Annotated in this window: 26 protein-coding genes; 12 read left to right on the top strand and 14 right to left on the bottom strand. The window is 60.8% G+C overall.

All coding sequences use genetic code 11. From position 1 onward, the window contains the following. Positions 1 to 162: 162 nt before the first annotated feature. The 6 genes from AXG89_RS18030 (at position 163) to AXG89_RS18050 (ending at position 6,020) form a co-directional block, all read left to right on the top strand. Positions 163 to 1,074: a LysR substrate-binding domain-containing protein gene (locus AXG89_RS18030; RefSeq protein ID WP_062003238.1), complete on the top strand. Its 912-nt coding sequence runs from the start codon at positions 163 to 165 to the stop codon at positions 1,072 to 1,074. Positions 1,075 to 1,208: 134 nt separating this feature from the next. Further along, positions 1,209 to 1,838 (top strand): hypothetical protein, encoded by a 630-nt coding sequence (locus AXG89_RS18035; protein WP_144029406.1) that lies wholly within the window; start codon positions 1,209 to 1,211, stop codon positions 1,836 to 1,838. Then, a complete protein-coding gene (locus AXG89_RS42760) occupies positions 1,831 to 2,133 on the top strand; it encodes a hypothetical protein (protein ID WP_205583080.1) in 303 nt (100 codons plus the stop codon). Before AXG89_RS18035 ends, AXG89_RS42760 begins: the two co-directional genes overlap by 8 nt. Positions 2,134 to 2,168: 35 nt before the next feature. Beyond that, complete coding sequence (locus tag AXG89_RS42765; protein WP_335671966.1) at positions 2,169 to 2,558, top strand: hypothetical protein; 390 nt, start codon at positions 2,169 to 2,171, stop codon at positions 2,556 to 2,558. Further along, the gene (gene prpF / locus AXG89_RS18045; RefSeq protein WP_205583082.1) at positions 2,558 to 3,766 is read left to right on the top strand and encodes a 2-methylaconitate cis-trans isomerase PrpF; all 1,209 of its coding nucleotides are present in this window, start codon (positions 2,558 to 2,560) and stop codon (positions 3,764 to 3,766) included. Before AXG89_RS42765 ends, prpF begins: the two co-directional genes overlap by 1 nt. 307 nt (positions 3,767 to 4,073) lie before the next feature. Next, on the top strand, positions 4,074 to 6,020 hold the full coding sequence (locus tag AXG89_RS18050) for an SMP-30/gluconolactonase/LRE family protein (RefSeq protein WP_062171385.1): 1,947 nt from the start codon (positions 4,074 to 4,076) through the stop codon (positions 6,018 to 6,020). Here the strand turns inward: AXG89_RS18050 and AXG89_RS18055 are convergent. Both AXG89_RS18055 and AXG89_RS18060 read right to left on the bottom strand, forming a co-directional pair. Then, positions 6,010 to 6,429: a hypothetical protein gene (locus AXG89_RS18055; protein WP_062171386.1), complete on the bottom strand. Its 420-nt coding sequence runs from the start codon at positions 6,427 to 6,429 to the stop codon at positions 6,010 to 6,012. The two genes, AXG89_RS18050 and AXG89_RS18055, sit on opposite strands and share 11 nt — an antisense overlap. Positions 6,430 to 6,444: 15 nt before the next feature. Next, positions 6,445 to 8,361 carry a hybrid sensor histidine kinase/response regulator gene (locus tag AXG89_RS18060; protein ID WP_062171387.1) on the bottom strand — a complete coding sequence of 639 codons (1,917 nt, stop codon included), beginning with the start codon at positions 8,359 to 8,361 and terminating at the stop codon, positions 6,445 to 6,447. 248 nt (positions 8,362 to 8,609) lie between these two features. Between AXG89_RS18060 and AXG89_RS18065 the strand changes: the two genes are divergently transcribed. Then, positions 8,610 to 9,734, top strand: coding sequence for a Y-family DNA polymerase (locus AXG89_RS18065; protein ID WP_062172572.1), 1,125 nt, complete (start codon positions 8,610 to 8,612; stop codon positions 9,732 to 9,734). Positions 9,735 to 9,743: 9 nt separating this feature from the next. After that, positions 9,744 to 10,337 carry an alpha-ketoglutarate-dependent dioxygenase AlkB family protein gene (locus tag AXG89_RS18070; protein WP_305954596.1) on the top strand — a complete coding sequence of 198 codons (594 nt, stop codon included), beginning with the start codon at positions 9,744 to 9,746 and terminating at the stop codon, positions 10,335 to 10,337. On the opposite strand, the gene AXG89_RS18075 is transcribed toward AXG89_RS18070, so the two are convergent. Next, the gene (locus AXG89_RS18075) at positions 10,334 to 12,034 is read right to left on the bottom strand and encodes a methyl-accepting chemotaxis protein (protein WP_075358193.1); all 1,701 of its coding nucleotides are present in this window, start codon (positions 12,032 to 12,034) and stop codon (positions 10,334 to 10,336) included. The genes AXG89_RS18070 and AXG89_RS18075 overlap by 4 nt on opposite strands. Positions 12,035 to 12,265: 231 nt before the next feature. On the opposite strand from AXG89_RS18075, the gene arsC reads away from it, so the two are divergent. Further along, complete coding sequence (gene arsC / locus AXG89_RS18080) at positions 12,266 to 12,688, top strand: arsenate reductase (glutaredoxin) (protein ID WP_062171389.1); 423 nt, start codon at positions 12,266 to 12,268, stop codon at positions 12,686 to 12,688. Positions 12,689 to 12,725: 37 nt separating this feature from the next. Here arsC and AXG89_RS18085 read toward each other — a convergent pair whose 3' ends face one another. Genes AXG89_RS18085 through speB form a run of 3 tightly spaced genes read right to left on the bottom strand, consistent with a single transcriptional unit; the run spans position 12,726 to position 15,436 of the window. Beyond that, a complete protein-coding gene (locus tag AXG89_RS18085; protein ID WP_062171390.1) occupies positions 12,726 to 13,649 on the bottom strand; it encodes a 2-hydroxyacid dehydrogenase in 924 nt (307 codons plus the stop codon). Positions 13,650 to 13,668: 19 nt separating this feature from the next. Beyond that, entirely contained in the window at positions 13,669 to 14,448 is a 780-nt protein-coding gene (locus AXG89_RS18090) for a class II aldolase/adducin family protein (RefSeq protein ID WP_062171392.1), read from the bottom strand. Between the two features lie 37 nt (positions 14,449 to 14,485). After that, positions 14,486 to 15,436 (bottom strand): agmatinase, encoded by a 951-nt coding sequence (gene speB, locus AXG89_RS18095; RefSeq protein WP_062171394.1) that lies wholly within the window; start codon positions 15,434 to 15,436, stop codon positions 14,486 to 14,488. A 156-nt stretch (positions 15,437 to 15,592) separates the two neighbouring features. Here speB and AXG89_RS18100 point away from each other — a divergent pair, with 156 nt between their 5' ends. Beyond that, the gene (locus AXG89_RS18100) at positions 15,593 to 16,483 is read left to right on the top strand and encodes a LysR family transcriptional regulator (protein ID WP_062171396.1); all 891 of its coding nucleotides are present in this window, start codon (positions 15,593 to 15,595) and stop codon (positions 16,481 to 16,483) included. Between the two features lie 207 nt (positions 16,484 to 16,690). On the opposite strand, the gene AXG89_RS18105 is transcribed toward AXG89_RS18100, so the two are convergent. After that, positions 16,691 to 17,140, bottom strand: a complete 450-nt coding sequence (locus AXG89_RS18105; RefSeq protein WP_236873460.1) for a hypothetical protein — start codon at positions 17,138 to 17,140, stop codon at positions 16,691 to 16,693. A gap of 330 nt (positions 17,141 to 17,470) precedes the next feature. Here AXG89_RS18105 and AXG89_RS18110 point away from each other — a divergent pair, with 330 nt between their 5' ends. Then, the gene (locus AXG89_RS18110; protein WP_062003250.1) at positions 17,471 to 18,325 is read left to right on the top strand and encodes a helix-turn-helix domain-containing protein; all 855 of its coding nucleotides are present in this window, start codon (positions 17,471 to 17,473) and stop codon (positions 18,323 to 18,325) included. A gap of 6 nt (positions 18,326 to 18,331) precedes the next feature. Here the strand turns inward: AXG89_RS18110 and AXG89_RS18115 are convergent, their stop codons facing one another. The 4 genes from AXG89_RS18115 to AXG89_RS18130 form a co-directional block, all read right to left on the bottom strand. Next, entirely contained in the window at positions 18,332 to 20,140 is a 1,809-nt protein-coding gene (locus tag AXG89_RS18115) for an ATP-binding response regulator (protein ID WP_062171398.1), read from the bottom strand. Next, positions 20,137 to 20,574 carry a molybdopterin-dependent oxidoreductase gene (locus AXG89_RS18120; RefSeq protein ID WP_236873472.1) on the bottom strand — a complete coding sequence of 146 codons (438 nt, stop codon included), beginning with the start codon at positions 20,572 to 20,574 and terminating at the stop codon, positions 20,137 to 20,139. The genes AXG89_RS18115 and AXG89_RS18120 overlap by 4 nt, the downstream gene beginning before the upstream one ends. Before the next feature lie 69 nt (positions 20,575 to 20,643). Next, the gene (locus AXG89_RS18125) at positions 20,644 to 22,281 is read right to left on the bottom strand and encodes an ATP-binding domain-containing protein (RefSeq protein ID WP_062171409.1); all 1,638 of its coding nucleotides are present in this window, start codon (positions 22,279 to 22,281) and stop codon (positions 20,644 to 20,646) included. A 156-nt stretch (positions 22,282 to 22,437) separates the two neighbouring features. Then, positions 22,438 to 23,109, bottom strand: coding sequence for a glutathione S-transferase family protein (locus AXG89_RS18130; RefSeq protein ID WP_062172574.1), 672 nt, complete (start codon positions 23,107 to 23,109; stop codon positions 22,438 to 22,440). A gap of 194 nt (positions 23,110 to 23,303) precedes the next feature. Between AXG89_RS18130 and AXG89_RS42175 the strand changes: the two genes are divergently transcribed. Beyond that, a complete protein-coding gene (locus tag AXG89_RS42175) occupies positions 23,304 to 23,474 on the top strand; it encodes a hypothetical protein (RefSeq protein WP_162916082.1) in 171 nt (56 codons plus the stop codon). Between the two features lie 51 nt (positions 23,475 to 23,525). Here the strand turns inward: AXG89_RS42175 and AXG89_RS18135 are convergent, their stop codons facing one another. The 3 genes from AXG89_RS18135 to AXG89_RS18140 form a co-directional block, all read right to left on the bottom strand. Continuing rightward, entirely contained in the window at positions 23,526 to 23,939 is a 414-nt protein-coding gene (locus tag AXG89_RS18135; protein ID WP_086386473.1) for a response regulator, read from the bottom strand. Between the two features lie 9 nt (positions 23,940 to 23,948). Further along, on the bottom strand, positions 23,949 to 24,077 hold the full coding sequence (locus AXG89_RS44165) for a hypothetical protein (protein WP_256701070.1): 129 nt from the start codon (positions 24,075 to 24,077) through the stop codon (positions 23,949 to 23,951). Positions 24,078 to 24,304: 227 nt separating this feature from the next. Further along, the gene (locus AXG89_RS18140; protein ID WP_062172576.1) at positions 24,305 to 25,066 is read right to left on the bottom strand and encodes an AraC family transcriptional regulator; all 762 of its coding nucleotides are present in this window, start codon (positions 25,064 to 25,066) and stop codon (positions 24,305 to 24,307) included. Positions 25,067 to 25,070 lie beyond the last annotated feature (4 nt).

Consider the following 25,070-nt stretch of genomic DNA (forward strand, 5'->3'; position numbering starts at 1 on the left):
TGCTGTACGGCAGGGGCGGAAGGCTCGATCAGCCCTGTACGCAATTCAATGGAAACTGGATTTTGGGACGGGTCAAAAAGCCACGCAACTGATATAAACTCATCAGTTGGTTCTTGAAATGCACCAAGTGCGGTTTTTTGCGTTATCGAGGCTTGTAAATACATGAGAAAAGGCATCCCCAATCTGGTCGCGCTGCAGATTTTCGAAGCGGCTGCGCGCCATGAGAGCTTTACCCGCGCCGCCAACGAACTCTCGCTCACGCAAAGCGCGGTGTGCAGGCAAGTGGCATCGCTGGAAAGCAGATTGGGCGTCGCGTTGTTCCTGCGAATCAAGAAGCGCATTGTGCTGACCACGCACGGAAGGCAGTACGCCGCGCTCGTGCGCAAGAATCTCGACCGGATCGAACGTGACACGCTCGAATTGATGGCACAGCGTGGCGTCGGGCGGATTCTGGAGATCGCGGTCGTTCCGACCCTCGCGAGTCAATGGCTGATTCCGCGACTGCCGCAGTTTCGTGCGTTGCGCCCGGATATCACGGTGAACCTGTCGATCCGTACGGAGCCTTTTCTGTTCAGCGACTCTCCTTTCGATGCCGCGCTGTACTTCGGCGATTCCGTTTGGCCCGGGACGCAAGGCAAGCTGCTGTTCCGCGAGGGGAAGGTCGTGCCGGTGTGCAGTCCGTCGTTACTGGCGGGCGCCGCGCCGGTTTCACTGGACCAATTGACTGATTTGCCGCTGTTGCATTTATCGACGAGACCGGACGCCTGGCGTACGTGGTTCCGGCTCAATGGACTGGAACACGACGTGCGCGCGGTCCGTGGCGCCCGGTATGAATTGTTCACGATGCTCACGAGCGCCGCGCAGGCGGGTCTGGGCGTGGCGCTGCTGCCGGAGATCCTGCTGGCGGATGAATTGTCGTCGGGAAGGCTGGTCGTTCCCCTCGATAAACCCATGACCGGCGCATCGGGCTATTACCTCGTTGCCCCGGATGAAATTGCCAACGACGAACCGTTCGTGGCGTTATCGGAATGGCTGAGTTCGATCGTGCCGCGGATGGAGGAGGTGGAGGCGTGAAGAGCGCTGCATTTCGTGCTGCTTCACCGGCATGCCATGTTCCCGTAAATGTGTGATTTCTCATCAAAAACTACGGTTTTGATATACTGATAGCTCCCAAAGTCGCTACTCATTCCATGAAGCTCGAAAGCCGCATGCTCTCGTCGATCAGACACCGCTCCAGTACCGTGGTGCTGCGTAGTGACGTCTCGGGCTTGGGTAGTGCCTCGCAAGTGTCCGAATCGCTCAACGCGCTGCTGGACAAGGGAGTCATCGCACGAATTGGAAACGGAATCTATGCAAAGTCGACCAAGGACCCCGACACCGGAGAAGTCCGGCTGGTCGCTTCGGAGAAAGATGTTGCGACCGAGGTCTTTCAAAAACTGGGCATCAGCGTGCGCGTTGCGCAAGACGGATCATCTGGTGCGGTTGCAGTGGATATCGGTTCGCATCGTATCAACCGGCGCCTGTCAATTGCCGGGAAGCCGGTGATCTACGTTCATCAGCGGCCGAACAACGGCATTCTGACACCAGACCCGGCAATGCAGATTCCTACCGAGGGCGTCAGCCAGTTCGTTGCAAGCCTCGCGCGCAAGCATCACATCAGTTATCAACGCACCGCTGGCGACGAATGGGCCGAAACCGTCACTCGACTTTCCGACGACAACGTCCAGTCTGACGAGACGAGCAATCTGCTCGTATCTCTCAAACGCGCCCACAAGTTGACCGATCGCGAGATGACCGCGTTGTTGATCAATCATCTGCGAGAAAAGCGCCGTGTTTGATCCGTTCAGGGACTTCGATACAGCCGGCTACCTGCGCAATTTCGCGGGAGAGAAAGACCTCGACATCGTGAAGATTGCCGAACACGAGTTGTTCCGTGCCAACCTGCCCGACGCAGTGAGTTATCTGGCACGGCGAAAAGCCATCACGTACCGGGATTTCCTGAAGGTTCACGAGATCCTGTTCAAGGGTTTCTACCCTTGGGCGGGCGAAGACAGAATGAGGACAGCCCCGGATCGCTCGATCACCAGGGGGGAACCGTATTTGCCAGCCCTGCGGACGCGGTGCGATCTGTGACACACGGGCTTCGTCTGGGACAGGATGCTGCAACAATGCGCGCACGGCCCGGCGAAGTAATGGGTCTGTTTGCGTTCGGCCATCCGTTCCTTGATGGCAATGGAAGGACGATGCTGCTCGTACACGCCGAGTTATGCCGGCGCGCCGGCTTCTCCATACTTTGGCACAACACGCGCAAAGCCGACTATCTGCGTGCTCTGACTCAGGAGATTGCATCGCCAGTCGAGCATCCACTCGATGCCTATTTGCTGCAATTCATCGGCGATGCGCAGGAGAAAGAAAGCTGGGTTCAATCAGCAAACGTTCTTCAGGGACTGGACGGCGGCAGAGAGCCAGACCAGATTGGCGGTGACTTCAGCGATCCGGTGGTTATTGCGCAATATCGGCAGTTCGAACGGCAACGTGGTTACGAACTGAAGGGTTGATGTTGCAAAATAGGCCCTCACGCCCCCACCGGAGACAAACCTTGGCCCAGACAAAAATCCCTGCCGTCTACATGCGTGGCGGCACGAGCAAGGGCGTTTTCTTCCGTCACGACTGGCTGCCCGAAGACCCGGCTCTGCGCGACCGCATCCTCATGCGCGTGATCGGCAGCCCGGACCCCTACGGCCAGCACATCGACGGCATGGGCGGCGCCACCTCGAGCACGAGCAAGGTCGTGATCGTCGGGCCATCGTCGCGTGAAGATTGTGACGTGGATTACCGGTTCGGGCAGGTCGCCATCGACAAACCCGTCGTCGACTGGTCCGGCAATTGTGGCAACCTGACCTCGGCAGTGGGTCCGTTCGCGATCGCCCAGGGTCTCGTCGATGCCCCGCGCGACGGGGTCGCCACGGTCCGGATCTGGCAGGCCAACATCAACGCGAAGATCATTGCCCACGTGCCCATGCGTGACGGCGAAGTCGTGGAAGAAGGCGATTTCGAACTCGATGGCGTGACGTTTCCAGCAGCGGAAATCCGCATCGAATTCCTCGACCCCGCCGGCGATGGCGAAGGCTCGGTCGGCGGCATGTTCCCGACCGGAAACGCATCGGATGTGCTCGACGTACCCGGCGTCGGCGCAGTCGAAATGACGATGATCAACGCCGGCAATCCTGCCATCTTCATCGATGCGACAGCCTTGGGCCTGAACGGCAACGAACTTCAGCGCGACGTGAATGGCAACGCGGAGTTGCTGCTCAAGGCCGAGGCGATTCGCGCGCACGCGGCGGTCCGCATGGGGCTCGCCAAGACCGCCAGCGAAGCCACGCAATCAAGGCCGCATACGCCCAAGCTCGCGTTCGTCGCGAAGCCGAGCGCTTACGTGGCATCGAGCGGCAAGCACATCGACCCCGCGACGCTCGACATCAACGCCCGCATTTTTTCGATGGGCAAACTCCACCATGCGATGACCGGTACCGGGGCCGTCGCCATTGCGGTCGCGGCGGCCATTCCCGGGACGCTGGTCAACCGGCTCGTACCTGAATCGCAGGGGTCGATCCGCTTCGGCCATCCATCGGGGAGCCTTGCGGTCGGCGCCGAAACCCGGCGGATAGACAATGACTGGATCGTGACAAAAGCCGTCATGAGCCGAAGCGCGCGCAGGTTGATGGAAGGGTTCGTGTTCGTGCCTTCAACGGTGTTTGATTCCTGAAACAACCGGTCAGGCTTTCACCATTAGGTTGACCAAGCATGGCCTAATTACCTGATCCACCGGTTATCACCGAAAGATTTCCGGCATTCAAGTACGCCGATAACGTCAAATAAAAACGCGCCATTTATTTTTGATTTTTATCGGCGGCGCTATCCAATATTTTCCCTTTACGATCAGCCGTAGCGTGGTTGAGGCATCGACTCGTCTCGATCACATACACCCCTCGCAGACGCCGCCCAGGGCAATCGCGCGCTCTACGCGCCCACCCCGCTCAAGCCCACCAAAAACGTCCAGGAGAACATCGCTCATGGTTATGACACGCCTTCGCGTTCTTTTAGGCGCGCTCGTGCTGCTCGCCACGATCGCACGCCCCAGTCACGCGCAATACTCCACGGACTGGATCGCGAACACGTTTGGTACGAGTTCCACCTACGTAGGCAACGGCGCCCGATCGATGTGGATCGCGCCGGAAGGCATCGTCTACACGGCGTCGCTCTGGGACGAGAACGAGGGCGGTATCGCGATCTACCAGAACCGCCAGAACGCGGGTTCCATCGGCATACACAACGCATTTCAGGGCAGCGCGATCACGGGCAACGCGACATCCATTTTTGCAGCCATGCAATATGACAGGAACAAAGGCAGCGGCTACGTGGGCCGGTATAACCGCGTGACGAAGACGCAGGACTTTTCCATTGCCGTCAGCGCGACCACGACCGAAAAGCGCGCCGATGTCATCACGGGGCTCGCCACCTCCGGCTCCCTGCTCTACGCAAGCGACTTCCCGGGCAATCGCGTGCGCGTCTACACCACGGACGGCGTCTGGCAAAGCGACATCAACGTGACGGGTCCCGGCGCGCTCGCGCTGGACGCCTCCGGCAACCTCTGGGTCGCGCAGCAGGGCGCGGGCGCCATCGTGGAATTCAGTCCGGGCGGTGCAACCATGACCACCATCCAGATGGCCGCCGTGTCGCGTCCGTCCGCGCTTTATTTCGATGCCACCAACGGGCAGCTCCTGGTCGGCGACCAGGGACCCGACATGAACATCAAGATCTACCAGACATCGGGCAGTCCGGTTCAAGTGGGCACGTTCGGGATCCAGGGCGGTTATCTCGACACCACATCCGGCATCAAGGGCCAGGTCGGCGACAGGCGCTTTACGCGCGTGGTGGGTATCGGCAAGGATGCGGCCGGCAACCTCTATGTGCTCAGCAACCCGTGGGGCGGCACGTGGGACCTCGCCCGCAACGGCAACACGGACATCTATGTGTACGACACGTCGAACATCCTTCGATGGAGACTGCAGGCGCTCAACTTCGAGGGCAACGGCGCACCGGACCCCGGCACGGACGGCGCGTTTTTCTATGGCGGTTTCAACGTCTATACGGGCACGGCCGGCGGCACGTTCGTGGCGAACACGGTGGACCCGTTCGACTATCCGGCTGACCCGCGAATCGATATCAACGATACCCAACGCGGCCAGCACTTCGCGCAACTCGCAACTGTTGGAGCAAACAGGGTCATGGTTGCGGCCGGCCAGAATCCGGGCGTGTTCAATTTCTATCACTTCAACGCGGCGAACGGATACATTGCGATTCCGGATGGATCACTGCCGGGCGCGCTCTTCAATTCGAGCACGTTGATCACAGGCGGGTTTTCGCTCGATAGCAACGCGAACGTCTGGGCCGGTCCGGACAGGACGAACCGCATTTACGTCTATCCGCTGACGGGCTTCGATGCCGACGGCAAACCGTCATGGGGACCCGGCTTTGCCTATGCCACGCCCAGATCCGTCCTGCCGCTGACACGCATCATCTATCTTGCCGACAGCGACACCATGATCCTCGGACAAGGCATCATTGGCAGCGCGGACTGGACATCGATAGGCACCCGCATCGAGGTCTATCACGGCTGGCGCGCGGGCAACCAGAAGTCGCCGAGCCCGGTCATCACGCTCACGAGCGCAAATCCCAAATCGATCACGGCGGCGGGCAACTATTTGTTTGTCGGGTATGTGCATGCGGCGCCGAACATAGACGCGTTCAATCTTGCGACTGGCAGTCTCGACATGACGTTCGCGAACAGCAATCCCGGCTCGGTCGATATAGGCAACGACGTCGATTCCATGTACGGCCTGAGGGCGTATCTGCGCTCGACGGGCGAGTACGTCGTCACGAAGGACAACTACAACGAGTCGAGCATCATTGTTTACCGGTGGACGCCGGGCGCCGTTGCGAATGCCGCTAGACCTTAGCCGGCGGCTGAGGATTGTTCGCCGGATTGGTGTCGAACCTGGAGACGCGTTCTATGCCGGACGGATCTGCGAGCGCGGACAATCCCGCTTGCAGCGCGTCGGCAATGTCCGCGGCGTAGACATCCGCATCGTTCACGTAGACGGTGAACGACCGTAGGTATTTGGCCTTTTTCTCCGGGTTCTCGATCGTATCCCGGGTCCATTGGTACAGCGGATATTTGTCCACTCCGAGTTTTTCCGCTTCATCGACATAACCCGCGAAGGCGTCGAACTGGCACACGAGCGACGCGTCATGCCGGCGCAGCAGATCACTCAACGGCTCCGGCACCTGCTGCGGATCGCCGCGCAAGGTCGCGGCGAGTTCGGGCGAAGCAGTGATCCGGATCTGGAACAACCATGCATTGCTCATGTTTCCTCGCTTCGTCTATGTCGCCGTGCGCAGCACCTGAGCAAGATCGGCCAGCCGATACGGCTTGGTGATGAAGGTGAATGCATCGGTCGGGCCATGCTGTTCCTTCAACATGGGCAGCGGATAACCCGACGCAAGGACGACCTTCAATTGCGGCAACAGCGCCCGCGCCGTCCGCGCGAGCTCCAGTCCATGCATGCCTTGAGGCATCACGACGTCGGTGAACAAGATCGAAATGTTGGCGCTCCGGTTCAGCATCTCCAGCGCTTCCTTCGCGTTGTTCGCCGTCAGGACCTGATAGCCGATCGACCTGCACAACTCCGCGCCTATGTCGAGCACGTCCGGTTCGTCATCGACCATGAGGATCATCTCTTGCGATGCCGCGGGCGCGCTTTTCGACTCCACCGCGCTGTCCTCGATGGCCGGCAGATACAGCCGGATCGTGGTGCCCTGCCCCTCTTTGCTGTCGATCTGCACCTCGCCGCCCGACTGCGCTATGAAACCATACACCTGACTCAAGCCGAGCCCGGAGCCCTTGCCTACTTCCTTGGTCGTGAAGAACGGCTCGAACGCACGCGCAATGACACGCTCCGCCATGCCCGTTCCGGTATCGCTGACGGTGACCGCTATGAAAGCGCCGGCCTTGAGTGTGCCGACATCGCCGTCCTTGAGATCCGCGTTGTTCACCGCCACGATGATCTTGCCGCCCTCGGGCATCGCGTCGCGCGCGTTGACCACCAGGTTGAGCAACGCCGCCTCGAACCGCGCAACATCGATTGCGACCATCCGCAGTTCCGGCACATAGGCAAAGTCAATCTCGATACTCGAGTTGCCCGCGCGCTTGAGCACCGCTTCGAAACCGGCAATCACCACGTTGAGGTCGCAGTTCTGGACTTGCAGCGGCTGCTTGCGCGCAAACGACAAGAGCTGCTGCGTGAGGGTCGCGCCACGTTCGACGGCTCGGCGCATCGTATCGAGAATACGGATGTCCGATGGGTTGCTCAGACGCATGGTCAACAGGTCCATGCTGCTCGACAGGACGGTCAGCAGATTGTTGAAATCATGCGCGATACCGCCGGTCAGCTGCCCGACTGCCTCCATCTTTTGCGACTGGAACAGTGCGGCGTTGGCGCGCTCGAGCGCCTCTGCGGCCAACTTGCGCTCGGTGACGTCGCGCGTGATCTTGGCGAAGCCGATCAGTTTCTGATGATCGTCATGGACTGCATCGACTACAACGTGCGCCCAGAACCGCGTCCCATCTTTTCTGACTCGCCAGCCTTCCTGCTCGAACCTCCCCACCGATGCAGCCACTGCGAGCGTTTTTGCAGGAGAGCCGGCCTGGCGATCCTCGGGTGTATAGAAGCAGGAGAAGTGCTGGCCTACGATCTCGTCGTGCGTGTATCCCTTGATGCGCTCGGCCCCCGAATTCCAGTTCGTGACCACACCGTCCGGCGCCAGCATGTAAATGGCGTAATCCGTCACGCCCTGCACGAGCAGGCGAAACCGTTCTTCGCTTCCGCGCAAGGCTTCCTCGGCCGCCTTGCGTTCGGTGATATCGCGCGTGACCTTGGCGAAGCCGACCAGATTGCCCTCGGGGTCGCGGATCGGATCGATCACGACGTTCGCCCAGAAACGGGTGCCGTCCTTGCGCACCCGCCAGCCCTCGTCTTCGAAACGGCCTTCTTCGCGCGCCGTGCGCAGGGCGCGAGCAGGCCTGTTGTTTTGCTGGTCTTCCGGGGTATAGAAAAGAGAGAAATGCTTGCCGATGATCTCGCTGGCCGTGTAGCCCTTGAACCGTTGAGCGCCGGCGTTCCAACTGTTGATGCGACCGCTCAGGTCGAGCATGTAGATTGCGTAGTCACTGACATTGCTCACCAGCAGCTCGAAGCGCCGTTCGTCGGAGAAGCCTGCGGTGGTTTCTTGTGTGGTCATTTACTTGAATCTTCGAGTGAATCCATCTAGCAGCCAGGGCGGGTCAGGACCCGGCTATAGACATAAATTAGACGAGTAATCATAGACCTATACACGCGCTTTCACCGTTTCAATAAGCGTTGTCCCAGCAAGGAACCCGGCGACGCCAGGCCATTTCGATGTAAGATACTGTATATCCATACAGCTATCGATGTCATGTCCGATCCTGGAGCGCCTTCGTGACCACGCGCCGTATCGCGCATCTCGACATGGACGCGTTCTACGCGTCAGTCGAACTGTTGCGCTATCCCGAACTGCGCGGCCAGCCGGTTGTGATCGGCGGCGGCCGGAACGCCACGCCGCAAACCCTGCCCGACGGCAGCCGCCGTTTCGTCCGGCTGCGCGATTACGCCGGCCGGGGCGTGGTAACGACTTCCACTTACGAGGCCCGGGCGCTCGGTGTGTTTTCGGCCATGGGCATGATGAAAGCGGCGCAACTCGCGCCGGACGCCTTCTTGCTGCCCACGGATTTCGATTCGTACCGGCATTATTCGCGGCTTTTCAAGGCAGCCGTCGCCACGTTCACCACGCAAATCGAGAATCGCGGTATCGACGAAATCTATATCGATCTGACGGATTTGCCGGGCGACCCTGCCGACACCGCCGCGCGCATCAAGCAGGCCGTGCGGGACGCAACCGCCCTGTCGTGCTCGATCAGCGTCGCGCCGAACAAGCTGCTAGCGAAGATCGGATCGGAACTGGACAAGCCCGATGGCCTCACCATCCTCACCGCCGCCGATATCCCGCTGAGGATCTGGCCGCTGGCAGTACGCAAGGTCAACGGCATCGGGCCGAAGGCGACCGAAAAGCTGGCCGGCATCGGCATAGAAACGGTCGGCGATCTGGCCCGTGCGGACCCGGAACTGCTCCAGGCTACCTTCGGGCGAAGCTATTCGGCGTGGCTCGTGGAAGTCGCGCAAGGTGAGGACGAACGGCCGGTGGTCGTGAGTTCGGAACCCAAGTCGATGAGCCGCGAAACCACGTTCGAGCGCGACCTTCACCCGCGCCAGGATCGCAGCACGTTGTCGGCGGCGTTCACGGATTTATGCACGCGGGTGGCCGACGACTTGCGGCGCAAAGGCTACGAAGGCCGCACGGTTGGCATCAAGCTGCGTTACAACGACTTCAGCACGGTCACGCGCGACCTGACGGTGCCCGCGCCCACGGCCGACGCCACCGATATCCGCCGCGCCGCCACCGAATGCCTGCGGCGCGTGCCGCTCGACCGGCGTTTGCGTTTGCTGGGGGTGCGTGTGACGGCGCTGGTGCCGGCGGGGTCGTATGTCGCCGAGCCGATCGCCGTCCAGGGGGAACTGCCGTTTTCGGCGGATTGAGGAAATATCGTGTATCAGAACGATTTGTTCGATCCCGTGCCGCTCGATCTCATCGATGACGCCGAAAGCGGGATTCGCTATCTGCCCGGTGTGGTGTCGCCCGCCACGGCGCAAGCGTGGTTCGAGCAAGCGCTCGATGGCGTGATCTGGAGCAACCAGCGCCGCATGATGTACGAGCGCGAGGTCGATGTGCCACGCCTGATGGCGCATTTTTCGCTCGATGCCGCCGACCTGCCCGCGCCGCTGCTGCAGGCGGCGGAACAGGTCCGGTCGACCGTCGACGCGGCGTTCAACAGCGTCGGGTTGAATCTGTATCGTGACGGCAACGACAGCGTCGCGCCGCACAACGACCACACCAAGGGGCTCGTGGCGAAAGCGCCCATTGCCATTCTTTCGCTGGGCGCCACGCGCCGCATGAGCATCCGCGCGAAATCAGGCAAGGGGCGCACGCTCAACGTCGATCTGCACGCGGGGAGCGTGCTCGTGATGAGTTACGCATCGCAATTCACGCACAACCACGGCATCCCGAAGACGAGCGAAGTGGCCGGTCCGCGCATCAGCCTGGCGTTTCGCTGCCTGGCTGAGAAGGCGACTGCCGCTTAGAACGCTTCCCAGTCGGCCGCGCCCGCCAATGCAACCGGCTTCGCTTTTTCCACGCCCGCGAGCGGCGCTTTCAGCCGGGCCAGCCGCTGGGTTGCAACGGCACGGGGTGTCGGTTTCTGCGCCGGCTTTACGACGACCTTGACGCTTTCCACGCCGCCATCGTTCAGTTGAAATACCGATACCGCCGCCTTCAACGCGCCCGCTTGATCTTCCAGCGATTGCGCCGCGGCCGCCGCCTCTTCCACCAGCGCCGCGTTTTGTTGCGTCACTTCGTCCATCTGTGTGACGGCGAGCGCCACCTGCTCGATACCGCTGCTCTGCTCGTGCGAAGCCGCTGCAATCTCGCCCATGATGTCGGTCACGCGCTGCACGGCGCCGATGATCTCGGACATCGTGCGGCCGGCGTCGCCCACCAGCGTCGTGCCTGTCTGCACACGCGAAACGGACGTGTTGATCAGTTCCTTGATCTCCTTGGCCGCCGCCGACGAACGTTGCGCAAGACTGCGCACTTCCGCCGCCACGACCGCGAAACCACGGCCCTGTTCGCCCGCACGCGCCGCTTCTACCGCCGCGTTCAACGCCAGGATGTTGGTCTGGAACGCGATGCCTTCAATGATCGTGATGATGTCGGCAATCTTCGTCGAGCTCTGGTTGATGTCGCCCATGGTATCGACGACTTGCGAGACCACCGTGCTGCCCTTGTTCGCAATCTCCGACGCGTTCGCGGCCAGCGAACTCGCCTGACGCGCGTTCTCGGCGTTCTGCTTCACCGTGCCGGTCAGCTCGTCCATGCTCGACGCCGTCTGCTGCAACGCCGACGCTTGCTCTTCCGTGCGCGACGACAAATCGATGTTGCCCGCTGCAATCTGCTTGGTCGCCGATGCAATCGACTCGCTGCCCGAACGCACCGAGCGCACGGTGTCGACCAGACTTGCCTGCATCTTTGCGAGACCGTTGAGCAATTGACCCATCTCGTCGCGCGATGTCACGACCAGTTCGCGGCGCAGGTCACCGGAAGCGATGGCATCGAATTGCGCGAGCGCTTCGTCGAGCGGACGCCCGATCGCGCGGCGCAGCGAAACCCACGAAAACGCCGCAGCCAGCAATCCGATGATGATCGCCACCACGCTGATGGTGCGGAACTCGCTGAACTTTTGCTGCGAGAGTTCGAAGTCGCTCTTCGCCGAATCGAACTGGTACTTGCGCAGCGATTCGCCGATGGTGGCCAGTTCGTTGAACTTGACCTGCATGGCTTCCGCCGATGCAACGATCTTCTCGGCGTCATTTGCGCGGACATTCGCGTAGCCATCGTCGAGCATTTTCTGCAGTTCGAGACGCTTGGCCTGGAACGCATCGGCCATTTCCTTTTCGCCGGGTCCTTGCGGCAACGCAGCGTAGCGGGCCCATTCCTTGTCTGCGCGTTCGCGCATCAATGTGCCGCGTCCAATTGCCGTCTCCGCCGCGGGCTTGCCGACCAGCAAGGCTGCTCGGTCGAAGCTGAGCCGCTCACGCGCGGTGAACATCTCCGCGTTGCCGGCGGAGACCGCGCTGGGCATTTCATTGGTGAAGAGGCTGCGCGTGGTTTGATTACCCAGGCTCATGCCCCACAGCCCCAAGCCGCCGATAACCACCAGCAACAGCCCCAAAAACGCCATCGCAATGCCGAGGCGGCCCTTGATCGTCGAAAGTATGTTCATGTCTCAGTTGTCTCGATACTGTTAGCAAGCGGCGGCGCACACCCGTGCCACGAGCGCAACCGGAGCCGGCAATGTTCCCCCACTCGTACCCTTTAACGGCAATCCCACCTGTCACTTGAGTAAACTGTCATAGCATCTGCTTATGCTGCATCGACAAGAATCCTTTCATTTCGATTATTCCGGGAATGAAAACCGGCCGGCTGCACTTTCAGAGATAAGGGAGACGACGACATGGACATCACGATCTATCACAACCCGTTATGCGGCACGTCGCGCAACACGCTTGCGCTGATCCGCAATGCGGGGATCGAACCGAAGGTCATCGAGTATCTGAAGACGCCGCCCGATCGCGCCGCGCTGACCAGGCTCATTCAGGACGCGGGGCTTGGCGTGCGCGATGCGCTTCGCGAAAAAGAAGCTGTATTCGTGCAGCTCCAACTCGCCGATGCAACGCTGACCGACGAGCAATTGCTCGACGCCATGGTGGCGCATCCCATCCTGATCAATCGTCCATTCGTGGTGACGCCTGAGGGCACGCGTTTATGCCGGCCATCGGAGAAACTCCTGGAGATTCTTTCGGCCGCGCAGAAAGGTCCGTTCGCCAAGGAAGACGGCGAACGGATCATCGATGAAAAAGGCAAGCTGGTTCGCTGAGCCGGCGGCAAGCTGGCTCGACACGCGGCCGCGCAGCTTAGTGGCGCGCGATATCGACCTGGTTGAGCAACGGTTCGCCGCGCACCATCCGGCGCACGTTTTGCGCAATCTGCGAGCCGATGGTATCCAGCGTGGAGATCGCCGCCATGTGTGGCGTGACGATGACTTTCGGGTGCTGCCAGAGCGGGTCGTCGGAAGGAAGTGGCTCGTTCGGGAATACATCCACCAGCGCGCCGCCGACCTGACCGCTGTCCAGTGCACTCAATAATGCTTCGGCGTCCAGATGTTCTCCCCGGCCGACATGAATCAGTTTCGTACCGGGGCGCAACTGCCTGAAAAGATCCGCGTTGAGCAGACCTCGCGTTTCGCTTGTCAGTGGCAGCAAACAAACGAGCGTATCGATACGTTCGAGGAAAGCAGGCAACGCGTCGCGGCCATTGAACGTTGCAACGCCAGGCAGGTGCTTGGGACTGCGCGACCAGCCCGCCACGGAAAAACCGGCGCGCAGCAAATCCAGCGCGACGCGCGAGCCAATCTCCCCCAGTCCCATCACACCGACGGTGCAATCGCTCGCACGCGTTTGCTCAGGCAACGTCCATGACGCGTGACGCTGATTGACCAGAACCTGATCGAATCGACGATGAAAATGCAGCACGCCCCACATCACATATTCGCTCATGGCGCGCGCCTGATCGGGGTCGACCACACGGCATAGCGGAACCGCGGGAAAATGCGGATCGCAGAGAATGTTATCTACGCCAGCCGCCACGCCATGCACGAGCCTCAGATTCGGCAGCGAGCGCAACGCGCCGGCCGGAGGTTTCCAGCACACCGCCACTTGTGCGTCATTCGCTTCATGCGTACCGAATGCATGGACTTCGAGTTCCGGCGCCGCGGCGATGATCGCAGGAGCGAGCGGCGACATGTCGTAACCGCTGCTGATGAATACGAGCTTGGTCATGTGCGGATTTTGCGGATGATCACGAGCGGTAGTCGGGCTGCGTATCGGCGATGAGACGCAATGCCGCTTGCCACGCAAGTTCCGTGATGCCGTCCGCGCCCTCCGACTCGAACTGCCGCGCGGTCAGTTCACGGACATGTTCGGGAGGAAAGCGCAGTTGTGTGCCGCCGGCCATGGCCTGGACTTGCGCCTGACATGCGCGCTCGAGGAAGTAGATTTCATGGAACGCTTGCGCGGCGGTAGCGCCCCCAGCCAGCAAGCCGTGGTTGCGCAGGATCATCGCTTTGTGCGAGCCAAGGTCTGCCACAAGACGATCACGCTCACCCAAGTCGAGCGCGATGCCTTCATAGTCGTGATAGCCCAGCTTGCCGTAGAACTTCAGCGCGTGCTGACTGATGGGGAGGAGCCCGTGCTCCTGCGCGGACACCGCCGTGCCAGCCGCCGTATGCGTATGCACCACAAACGCCAGGTCGTGGCGCGCCATATGCACCGCAGAATGGATGGTGAAGCCCGCCGCGTTGACCCTGAAAAGCTCGGGCATGTCGCCGGCGCGGTCATCGATCACCTTGCCCTGATAGTCGATCTTCACCAGATCCGATGCCCGCATTTCGTGGAACAGCACGCCATACCGGTTGATCAGGAACGCGGGCTTATCATCGGGCGAGCCGGGAAAGCGCGCGGTGATGTGCGTATCGATCATGTCGGTCATGCGGAAATGCGCAGCCAGCCGGTACAACGCGGCGAGGTCCTCGCGGACTTTCTGTTCCGTGGCGGGAGGCGAGTTCGGGGCGGTTTGCATGGTGGGGTCCTTGTCCTTGTGGCGCGTGCCCGACAGCTTAACGCCTGATCACACCCGGCAGCACGCAAAGCATTTCATACAGGAGATTGGCGCCGAGCAGCGACGTATTGCCAGTTGTGTCGTAGGGTGGCGACACCTCCACCAGATCGCATCCGATCAGGTCCAGCCCGTGGCAGCCCCGAATGATTTCCATGCCTTGAATCGTCGTCAGGCCGCCGATTTCCGGCGTGCCCGTACCCGGCGCCCAGGCAGGGTCGATACCATCGATGTCAAAACTCAAATAGACCGGGCCGCCCTCCACCTTGCGCCGCACTTCGGTCATCAACGGGTCGAGCGATTTGTGCCAGCACTCCTCCGCCTGCACGACGCGAAAACCTTGCCGCCGGCTCCAGTTGAAGTCGTCGGCGGTATAACCCTGCGCCCGCAAACCGATTTGCACCACGCGCTCGCAATCGAGCAGACCCTCTTCCACGGCACGACGAAACGTCGTGCCGTGCGCGATCTTCTCGCCAAACATATGGTCGTTCACGTCGGCGTGCGCATCCACATGCACGAGCCCGATCTTGCCGTATTTCCGATGCATTGCACGCAGGATGGGAAGCGTGATGGTGTGGTCGCCGCCCAGCGAGAGCGGTTTGACATCGTGCTTGAGAATGCCGTCGTAATGCTCTTCGATGATGCGCACCGCGTCGAGCAGATTGAAGGTATTGATGGGTACGTCGCCAATATCCGCCACCGACAGCGAGTCGAACGGCGCCGCGCCGGTCGCCATGTTGTAAGGGCGGATCATGACCGACTCCGCACGAATGCCGCGCGGCCCGAAACGCGTGCCGGGGCGTAACGACGTACCGATATCCAGCGGCACGCCTATGAACGCGGCATCGAGTCCCTCGGCGGACTGCAGATGCGGCAGGCGCAGCATTGTCGCAATACCCCCGAAGCGCGGCATCTCGTTGCCGCCCAGCGGCTGGTGGAAGATCTTTTCCATGGTAAGTCCCTCGCAGTCATTCATCGAACAAGCATGCATCCAATTCTGAATGCGTGCGGCATGACGACAAAGTGCTGGTGCGAAATATTTAGTTCAGGTATTTCTAAAGTATCGGCGCGGCGCCTTTATCTGTCGCGGTTTTCATGGAGCTTGGTCGTGGCTACAGTCTTGCCTGAAGCACGCCTGCTGCGCATCTTTACTTGCGTGGTGCGGCATCAGGGTTTCGTCGCAGCGCAACAGGAACTGAATCTATCTACATCGGCCATCAGCACCTACATGAGCCAGCTTGAATCGCTGGTGGGCGTGGTGTTGTGTCATCGCGGGCGCGGCGGCTTCAGCCTGACGCCCAAAGGCGAAGAGTTTCATCAGGAAGCGTTGCGCCTGATCGGCGAAGTCGATGGCTTCGAGCGTTACGCCGCCGGCTTGCGCGGCGAGTTGCGCGGCAGCATCAAGCTGGGCGTGCTGGATTCAACGGTGAGCGACAAGGCCCTGCCCTTGTCCGAAGTCATCGGCGCATTCACGCGCGAACATCCCGCGCTGCATTTGCATCTGCATGTGCAAAGCCCGTACGAATTGCAGCTTAGCGTGCTGGGGAACCGGCTCGATCTTGCTATCGGCGCATTTCATCTGCGCATGAACGGGCTGGTTCATCACTCGCTTTATCGTGAGCAGCACTGGCTTTATTGCAGCGACACGCATCCGCTTTTCAACGAGCATCAGATACCGCACGAGACCATCAGCCAGCAACGGATGGTCGGCCGCGCTTACTGGAGCCAGACCGAGCTTGCGCGTCACGGCTTCAAGCGCAGCGAAGCCACGGTCGACAGCATGGAAGGACAGTTGATCCTCATTCTGTCGGGCGCGTTCATTGGCTTCTTGCCGGAGCATTATGCGCAGACATGGGTCGACAATGGCCGTTTGCGCGCGCTTGCACCGGCAGCATTTGGTTATCAGGCGCCATTTGGACTGATCCTGCGGCGCGGGCGCTCAAAGGAACCGCTGATCCAGAAATTCCGCGACACGCTCAAAGGATATCTGCCGCGGTAGATTTCAAGGCCGGCGAAGCCGGCACGGCTTGCTGCCCGCGTTCGACACCAATGAACCGGCGCACGCGTTCAGCACCACCTTGCAGACGGATGGCTTCCGGCGCGGCAGGCCCACTTTGTCCAGCAACGAGAACTATCGTGCGGTTACATCCGCACCCTTGCCTTGGCGTGATAGTGCGGTGCGAGCGTAAGGCTCTCAAGAAACCCGTCACTCCGACTTGCAGAGAACCGCAGTCGTGACAGGCGTTATTTCGTGCACGATCGCGTTGCTTCCCGCTTGATGCACGCGATCCCTGACGTCGTCGGGAGGGCCGGTCACCACGACGCCATAAGCGGAATCCGCGATGGGCGTGCCCTTGCCCTGCGCAAAAATGGGATCGTCCTTCTGGTAACCCAGCACCACGAAAACCTTGTAGTCGTAGGCCGTAAGCTTGACGCCATGCGCCGGCCGGAACGCATTGATGGAATTGGATTCGACGCGCATCGGCTTGCTCTGGATCTCGCCCCCGGCCAACAGCGCGCTGATAAACGTATGGCCCGACGATTTGCAATCGAGTTGTTCCTCGATCGCCTCGGCACGTGCAAGCACCGGCGACAGCACGAACAATGCTGTCGCAAACCCTGCCGCCGTTCTGAGAGACTTGGTGACACGCATCATCGGCCCCCGATGTTCGATCCTGCATTGACCTGCGGCAAATTTTCTTTCGCAAATTGCGACTGTACGCGCATGGCTGTTTAATTGCCTGACCGATATGGGAACCCCGAACCCGCATAACCGCTGTGCGCTTTCAAACCACGCTAACGTTTGCATCTTTTAGCGTATTGCGCCACCGGATTCAAAGTCCTTCCGCCACTGGAAAAAAACCGGTCGAGATGTGCGCAAACCCTTTCAACGGCTCAAGTGTTTTGCTAAGAGCGACGCTCTTGCGCCTACAATACCCCCCTCTCAGTCTGTCGACACCACACGCTTTAACCGGTAAGCAGCAGCATGGTCACTGAAACCTCATCTTCTGATTCCCTCGCCGTCGCCCAGCGCGTACGCGACCTGATGAATCGCCACGGCATCGGCAAACGGCAGCAGACCGCCGAGCTTTGCCGCATTCTCGACCTGAGTTTCTCGCAGGGCCATCGCAAGTTGCGCGGCAACAGTCCCTGGACGCTCGCGCAGATCCGCCGCGTGGCGGAAGCCTTCGACGAACCGGCGCTGCAACTCTTCGATGCCAAGAACGCCGACGTCGACGACACCGAAGGCGCGGCGCAAGACGCCGTACTCAAGCTCGGCGCCGCCGAAATCGCGTGCGTTGCATGGATAGGCGACGCGCTCGAACCCGGCAGCCGGCCGGATTTCATCGCGCAGAACATGAATGGCAGGTGGATCGTGACCACGCACGAAGGCGTGCTGCTGCAAGCCGCGCACGACGTCCACAAGATCGAGATCCAGCCGCGCCGCACCGACATGGACAAGCCGCTGATCGCGGTAGTCGACGACGACCAGACTTCCGCCGACAACCTCCACGACTACCTGGAGCGCAGCGGCTTTGCGGCAGTGGCGCTGTATGGCCTGGAGGGTTTTGCCGAAGCGCTGCAGACGCAAGTCTTCGATGCCGTGGTCATCGACTGGTTGTTTGGCGCGCATACCTCGGCCGATGCGATCCGCGCCGTGCGCAACTCGGACAATCCCGATGCGCCGGTTTTCGTGCTGACGGGCGAACTGACGACCGGCAAGGCCAGCGAATCGGAAATCAGCGACGTCATCCAGCGCTACAACGTGACGTGTTTCGAAAAGCCGGCGCGCATGGCGATTCTCGTCGCAGATCTTTCCAAGCGCCTGTTGCGGGCGTAGCGCGCTTTAATGAACCCGTCGCGTCGCTGATAAGGCCCGCGCCAGCGCGCTTTTCAGCACCTCATAGCGCACAGGCTTGAGCAGGTAATCGAAGAACAGAATGGCCGCGCTTGGATCGACGAGATCCGGCGCATAGGCGCTGACCGCAATGACCGGCAAACTTGCGCCCGACGCGCGACGCGCCCGATATTCATTGACGAACGAATACCCGTCCTTGCCCGGCATATGCAGGTCCGCGAGGATCACGTCGGCCTGATTCGTCTCCAGCCACACAAGGGCGCTGTCCACATCACCCATGGCCACGCTTGCGTAACCCAGGTGAGCAAGCATTTCAGAAAGCGATTCGCGTATCGAATTGTGGTCGTCGATCACAAGCACGCGCGCTTTTTTCAGCGGCGGCAAATCAGCCGGCGCCCGTTCGCGTTCAGGTACGTGCGCCACGGGCGCCGCTGGCAGGCTCACACGAAACGCCGCGCCCTGCCCAATATCGCTCGATACATTCACCACGCCGCCCAGCAACTCGACCAGTCCGCGGACCACGGCGAGGCCCATGCCGGCGCCATCGAAACGGCGGGTCGTCGATGAATCCAGTTGCGTGAATTCCTTGAAGATCAACGGCAACTGTTCGCGCGGAATACCCGGACCCGTGTCTATTACAGAGATATCGAGGCGCTCCAGCGTGCGCTCGAAACGCACGTCGATGGACCCTGCATCCGTGTATTTGACCGCGTTCGTCACGAGGTTGGTCACGATCTGCCGCAACCGGTGCTGATCAGATTCGATCAACCCCGCTTCGCCCGCGAACTGGCCGCGCAGCACCAGACCTTTTGCAGTTGCGGCCGGAATGTTTGCATCGACGATGGAATCGAGCAGCTCCATGGGGTCGAACACGGTCAGGCGCAATTCGAGCTTCCCGGCGCCGAGCCGCGCAAAGTCGGTGAGGTCGCGCATCTGCGCTTCGAGATGGCGCGCGCCGGTTTCGAGCCGCTGGATGATCTTGCGATCGGCCTCGCTATGCAGATTGAGCTCGAGCAGTTCCACCGACGAGACGATCGCGTGCAGCGGCGTGCGCAGTTCATGGCTGATCATGCCGAGAAACGCGTCCTTCGCCTGCGATGCCCCGCGCGCGGCGCGCGTTGCCTGATGCTGCGCTTCGAGCGCCGCGCGTTGCTGATGAATCAGCCGCGACCGCCGGTATCCGTTGAGCAGCAGCATGGCCGTCGCGACCATGGAAAGCAGCGCGAGCAGCATGCCGCCCGCGAACAGATAACGGCGCTTGGACACGAAATCACGCACGATGTAATCGCGCTCCGCAACGTCCACGATACGCCGCCCGTTCGCCAGTTCGTTCACCGCATCCTGGTTCTGCCGCAACACGCCGATGACCCTCAGCGTGTGCGCACTGTCGGCGCTCAATGCATCGATGTCCGGTTCGATGGACTCGAGCGCAGCGTCGAGTTGCCTGAGAATTTCCTGCTGCCTGCTGCGCAGCGCTTCGCGATCGGCAAGCATCGCTGTGGAAGCCGTGACGATGGCGAGCTTCGATTCGAGGATCTCGTAGCGAAGCTTGACTTCGTCGACGTTGGCGTCGATACCGCTTCGATACAGCAATATCTGATTACCCAGGCGTCCATAGGCAATCTGGAACTGCGCACCGTCCCAGTAGAAACCGTCGTACGGCATGTCGAGTTGCTGGTTGCTCTGGTTCGCAAGCAAAGTGGAATACAGCAGATATCCCACGCCCGCGAGCGGCGGCGCAATGGCGGCGGCGAGCAGCAACGCAACCTTCAGACGGCGAAGCGACGCACCGATCATTTAAGGACCAGCGCCTTGATTTGCCATACGAACTTCGCGTCCGCCACTGAACCGGTCAGTTCCTGCGGATAGGCATCGCGTGGATAGATCAGGAATAGCGGACCGAAGTTGCTGATCTTCAAACGCGTGCCGTTCATGCTGTACGCGAGGATCGCACCATAGCGCTCCGCTTCGGAGATGCTCACGGTGTAGGCGTAGTCGTCGAGTGTGCGAAGCTCCACCAGATCGCCATGCGCGCCCACGAGACGCAATACGTCGGCGAGCAAAGGACCGGTGAAGGCAGATTTGGGCGTCCAGGTTGTCGATATCGTGATGGTGTGCGGCGGCAACTTCATCAGCTCGGCTTCGCTGATGCGGTAGATGGTGTGGTCAGGGTCGTTCGTGCGGCTGATTTTCCCTTCCACGTCGAGCGTGACCGGCGCGGCGCTCGCCATGAGCGGCGTGCATGCAAGGGTCAGCAGCAGCAATACGCAACGAATCAGGTCGAGCCTTTTCATCGCCGGTCAGTGTTGTTCGTCGAAGGCGCGTGCCGCGCGCTCGGAAGCCACCACGATCAGCTTCATGGTCGCGCGCGTCGCACCGACAAAAAACTTCCGTGCGACCTGTTCGTCGAAGGTATCGAAATCGACTTCGGTGAAGATCACGCACGGCGCCGACTGTCCCTTGAACCGGTAAATGGATTCGAGCAGCACGTCACCCTCGCGATATTCCGGATTCCCGAACAGATCGTAAGATCCCGTAAAACTGCGCAGCCGATGCGGCCCGAGATGCTCCTGCGACGTCAGGACCGATCCTTCCCTGCCGCGAAACGACAGCACCGCGATATCCTGCTTCCGATAACCCAGCGCCAGCGCTTGCGTAATTGCGCGCTTGGTCGCTTCGATCACTTCGTCGGGATGGCCGTTTTCATACGTGGACAGACTGACTTCGGAACCGTCGAACGGGCTGCCGGCATCGAGCCTCACTTCGCGTCCCACGATCCGGCGGATATAAGCAAGCAGGTCGCGCGGGCTGCGGTAATTCGTGGTCTCGCGCAACGTGGTCCACCCCGGCAACGGCACGGGATCGCGGAAATAGAGGTTCTGCATGGGATCTTCGAGCCACCACCATGCGCCGTCGGGCTTGAGAAGACGCGCGAGCGCATCGACCCAGACCGCATGAAAGTCCTGGCCTTCATCGACAATCAACACGTCGAACTTCCAGTGCTCGGCAATCTCGACATTCGCGAAGCGTTCTTCGAGCGTAGTAAAGACGTTCGGCTGGCTGAAGTCGGGCGGCGCGCCGGCGTCGCGCGTGACGGCGGCGCTCAACTGGTGATAGTTGGCGATGCGCGCTTCAGACGGCGCCACCAGCCGGATGTGATCAGCGAGCGGCCGGTTGAAGCAGACGTAGAGCACGCTGCGTCCCTTGGCAACTGCGTCGCGCATGACCTGCACCGCGAGCTGGGTCTTGCCCGAGCCGGCCGTGCCGATCACGCGTAACCTGAACGGCTCGAACTCGAGGCGCCGCGCCCATGTCGCCAGACCGCCCGACAAGCGTGTGACGAGCATGTCGGCCTGGCCGACGAGCGCGTTTGTATCGGGCGTGAGCGCGAGTTCGTCGGAGAGAAAATGATGGATGCGCGCCGATGCTTCGAAGCGCGGTTCATCCGGCGGCAGGATCTCGAGGACAACCGAAGGCAGCTTCGCTTTGCGGCTGGCATCGACAATGCGCGATTCCGGCACACCCGCTATGGACACGTCCTTGACTGTATAGTCCGGGCAATAAAGCAATTCTTCGATGCGATACGTGCCCGCGCCGAATGCCGCGGTAAACCGCCGGTGCAGGTTTTCGAGCGTGCGCGCCAGTTGAATGGCGACGTTGCGCTCCTTTTGCATGTAGACCTTCATCAGGCCGGCTGGCGTCTCGCGCAGGAAGCCGGCCTTTTGCTCGATCACGAGCACCCGCCCGGAAGGCGCGACCACCACGAAGTCCGCTTCGCCGAACACGGAAAAACCCTCGTTGATGCGCGTCCAGTGCACCCCGTGATACACGGTGTAGTCATCGGGAAGCTTTGCGAGCAATGCGAGCGTGTCGAGCTCGCGCACGGCCGCGCCGGTCGCTTCCAGGTTTTTCCAGTCGTCGGGGACGATTCGAGCCATGCTTCGCCTTCGCGCTAAATACGGGATTCGGGTGCTTGTTCAGGAGATCGACGGGCGTCTTCAGCATGCCCTGAAACCGCCTGGATCCAAGCCGGATTCGGGAAATCAGCGGCCATTGTACGCAAGCCGCGCGAACGCCCTGCCCCGTCTGCCCGTTTAGTCCGCGAAGTCGTATTTGCCGCCGCGTTCGAGCGCTCGCTGATAAGCCGGACGCGCGTGAATGCGCTGCAGGAATGCCGAGATGCGCGGCAAGGATCTGGCGCCCGCGCGCTGCCTGGCGGCTTCGAGCGGAAAGCTCATCTGGACATCGGCGGCGCTGAAGGTGTCTCCCGCAAACCACTCGGACTTCGACAATTCGTTTTCCACATAACCAAAGTGCAGTTTCAACTGCGGATCGATGAAACTGTCCTGCATGGTCTGGGCGATCCGGCGTGCGATCGGCTTGACGAAGAACGGCATGGGCGCGCTGCCGATGCGCAACGCAACCAGCTTGAGCAGCAAAGGTGGCATGGCCGAGCCTTCCGCGTAATGCATCCAGTAGTCGTAGCGCAACCGCTCAGGCGAGATGCCGTGTGGCGGTGCAAAGCGGCCTTCCCCATAACGCTCGTTCAGATACGCGAGGATTGCGCCGGATTCGGCGAGCGTGCGGCCATCGTCGGTGATGACCGGTGACTTGCCCAGCGGATGGACCGCGCGTAGTTCGGGCGGCGCCAGCATGGTGTTCGGATCGCGTTGATAACGCTTGATGTCGTATTCGACACCCAATTCTTCCAGCATCCAGAGCACACGTTGTGAACGGGAATTATTGAGGTGGTGAACGATGAGCATGTAGGCTAGGCCGTAAAGGTTGGAGTCCGGGCGCGAACGCGCAAAGAATACAACACGCATGCGTGCGCGGGGCGTCGGCAAACCGAGCCGGTCCTCGTTTTTTTTGTGGCATGCAGCGCACTAGGCCCGCTTTATGCGTGGGCCATGGTCCGGTTTACGGCTCTCATACCAACACGCACGCAAAGGACAATTCAATGACCCTGGTGATTTATCTCGTCGGCTGGCTGATTCTGATCGGTGGGGTTTCATGGGCGCTGGTCGCCATGCACGTGACACAGCACACCATCCTGATCGTCGATGTGATCCTGCTCGGAATCGCGGTCATCACAGGCGCAACCCGCGCGCGAAACCGGGACCGGTCCTAGGCAGATTCCGGCGGCCATGGGATGCGCTCCCGTGACCATCGTACGAGCCGCCTAAGACAGCATCCGCGCGCTGAGCGATTGCTGGATCAGCGTGATCAAGGCGTCCGGTTGTGCGGGCTTGGTCATGAAATGCTGAAACCCCTCGCCAATACTTCGCAGGCGGTATTCGTCGCCATCGTGGCCGGTCAGGGCAATCGCAATCGAAGGCGTCAGATTGCCTCGAATTTCGTGGTCGCGCAAACGTTGGATCAGGTAGAAGCCATCCATCATCGGCAAGTCGATGTCGCAGATCACAGCGTCGGGCAGTACGCGAATCGCAGTCTCGGCACCCTCTTCGGCATCGGCAACGGCAACCACATCCGCGCCTTCTTCCTCCAGCAACATACGCAGTGATTCCCTGCTTTCCAGATCGTCTTCGACCAGCACAATCCGGGCATGCCCCAGTCTCGCTACTTCATTCATCATTATCTTTTCTTACAGCTCAAACAGGATTCCGGTGCCGATGCTGCGTCCGCTTAATCGCGGCTGACTGCTGACTGCTGCACGACGGCGCGAGATCCATGCGGCACCGTGTTGTAAGCCGCGCATGCCGGTGTCGAACATTGCACGGTTCAAGATTTTCAACGGGCGCAGTATGCCTCATTGCTTTCGACCATCCATGGAGCAAAAAACAGACCGACCGCAGAAAGTGCATGAGCAATCGGGCCAGCAGCCATGCTGCACAAGCGTTCGGAGCAATGCCGCGGGTGCGCGTCGTGGCTTTGAGCACGCAGCACTGAACGGCAGGCAGGTAACTTTGGGTGCGCCAATCTTCCAACAAACCGTCAGACTTATTGATTCGACTGCGCGACGCCCGCGCTTTTCACAGCCGGGTACGTGCCCGAACTGTGGGAGCGCAAAACCGCTCGATATTCCGTCGGCGTCAGACCCACGGTCGCCTTGAACTGACGCGTGAACGCGCTATGGTCGGTGTATCCGCACAGCGCCGCCACGTCCGTTACCTTGTCGTGCGTGACAAGGAGGGCCGTGGCTGCATCGAGCCGCGTCTTGAGCAGCACTTGCCGCGGCGTCAGATGAAACACCTTGTGGAAATATCGCTCGAGTTGCGCGATGGACATGTTCGCCATGGCCGCGAGATGCGGCATGTTCAGCGGCTGCACGAAATTGCACTCGATGTGCTGGACCACGGCGGCAAGCCGGCTATAGGCGGGATGCGTGCTTTCATCGGCCTGAAGGTCGCGTGAGATGCCCGCAAGACCGACCACGTTGCCGTGTGCATCGTGCAGCGGCTGTTTCGATGTCATGCACCATCCCGGCTGACGTGCCGGATAGAGATGCAGTTCGAGCTGATCGATCATTGCATTGCCTTGCGCAATGACGGACCGATCCTGCGCCGTATAGATGCGCCCGAAGCGCTGCGGGAACACTTCTTCCGCAGTCTTGCCCAGCAACCCGGACTTGTCTTTCAGGCCGCATCGCGATGCCAGCGCGCGGTTCACGAGCGCATAACGCGCGTCTTCATCCTTGATGAAGAACACGATGTCGGGCATTGCGTCGAAGACGGGCTCAAGCAGCCTGAAATGCTCGAGCATGGAA

The sequence above is a fragment of the Burkholderia sp. PAMC 26561 genome, from assembly GCF_001557535.2.
In the GTDB taxonomy this organism is placed as follows: domain Bacteria; phylum Pseudomonadota; class Gammaproteobacteria; order Burkholderiales; family Burkholderiaceae; genus Caballeronia.

Excerpts from the sequence above, each read along its gene's own strand:
- AXG89_RS18135 (WP_086386473.1), bottom strand. The coding sequence starts at position 23,939 with ATGATGAATGAAGTAGCGAGACTGGGGCATGCCCGGATTGTGCTGGTC.
- prpF (WP_205583082.1), top strand. The coding sequence starts at position 2,558 with ATGTTGCAAAATAGGCCCTCACGCCCCCACCGGAGACAAACCTTGGCC.
- AXG89_RS18075 (WP_075358193.1), bottom strand. The coding sequence starts at position 12,034 with ATGAACATACTTTCGACGATCAAGGGCCGCCTCGGCATTGCGATGGCG.
- AXG89_RS18105 (WP_236873460.1), bottom strand. The coding sequence starts at position 17,140 with ATGATGCGTGTCACCAAGTCTCTCAGAACGGCGGCAGGGTTTGCGACA.
- AXG89_RS18035 (WP_144029406.1), top strand. The coding sequence starts at position 1,209 with ATGCTCTCGTCGATCAGACACCGCTCCAGTACCGTGGTGCTGCGTAGT.
- AXG89_RS18110 (WP_062003250.1), top strand. The coding sequence starts at position 17,471 with ATGGTCACTGAAACCTCATCTTCTGATTCCCTCGCCGTCGCCCAGCGC.
- AXG89_RS18030 (WP_062003238.1), top strand. The coding sequence starts at position 163 with ATGAGAAAAGGCATCCCCAATCTGGTCGCGCTGCAGATTTTCGAAGCG.
- AXG89_RS18120 (WP_236873472.1), bottom strand. The coding sequence starts at position 20,574 with ATGGCGAGCGCCGCGCCGGTCACGCTCGACGTGGAAGGGAAAATCAGC.
- AXG89_RS44165 (WP_256701070.1), bottom strand. The coding sequence starts at position 24,077 with ATGTTCGACACCGGCATGCGCGGCTTACAACACGGTGCCGCATGGATC.
- speB (WP_062171394.1), bottom strand. The coding sequence starts at position 15,436 with ATGGAAAAGATCTTCCACCAGCCGCTGGGCGGCAACGAGATGCCGCGC.
- AXG89_RS18085 (WP_062171390.1), bottom strand. The coding sequence starts at position 13,649 with ATGACCAAGCTCGTATTCATCAGCAGCGGTTACGACATGTCGCCGCTC.
- AXG89_RS18055 (WP_062171386.1), bottom strand. The coding sequence starts at position 6,429 with ATGAGCAATGCATGGTTGTTCCAGATCCGGATCACTGCTTCGCCCGAA.
- AXG89_RS18090 (WP_062171392.1), bottom strand. The coding sequence starts at position 14,448 with ATGCAAACCGCCCCGAACTCGCCTCCCGCCACGGAACAGAAAGTCCGC.
- AXG89_RS18140 (WP_062172576.1), bottom strand. The coding sequence starts at position 25,066 with ATGCTCGAGCATTTCAGGCTGCTTGAGCCCGTCTTCGACGCAATGCCC.
- AXG89_RS18125 (WP_062171409.1), bottom strand. The coding sequence starts at position 22,281 with ATGGCTCGAATCGTCCCCGACGACTGGAAAAACCTGGAAGCGACCGGC.
- arsC (WP_062171389.1), top strand. The coding sequence starts at position 12,266 with ATGGACATCACGATCTATCACAACCCGTTATGCGGCACGTCGCGCAAC.
- AXG89_RS42765 (WP_335671966.1), top strand. The coding sequence starts at position 2,169 with ATGCGCGCACGGCCCGGCGAAGTAATGGGTCTGTTTGCGTTCGGCCAT.
- AXG89_RS42175 (WP_162916082.1), top strand. The coding sequence starts at position 23,304 with ATGACCCTGGTGATTTATCTCGTCGGCTGGCTGATTCTGATCGGTGGG.
- AXG89_RS18130 (WP_062172574.1), bottom strand. The coding sequence starts at position 23,109 with ATGCTCATCGTTCACCACCTCAATAATTCCCGTTCACAACGTGTGCTC.
- AXG89_RS18065 (WP_062172572.1), top strand. The coding sequence starts at position 8,610 with ATGGACGCGTTCTACGCGTCAGTCGAACTGTTGCGCTATCCCGAACTG.
- AXG89_RS18115 (WP_062171398.1), bottom strand. The coding sequence starts at position 20,140 with ATGATCGGTGCGTCGCTTCGCCGTCTGAAGGTTGCGTTGCTGCTCGCC.
- AXG89_RS18060 (WP_062171387.1), bottom strand. The coding sequence starts at position 8,361 with ATGACCACACAAGAAACCACCGCAGGCTTCTCCGACGAACGGCGCTTC.
- AXG89_RS18050 (WP_062171385.1), top strand. The coding sequence starts at position 4,074 with ATGGTTATGACACGCCTTCGCGTTCTTTTAGGCGCGCTCGTGCTGCTC.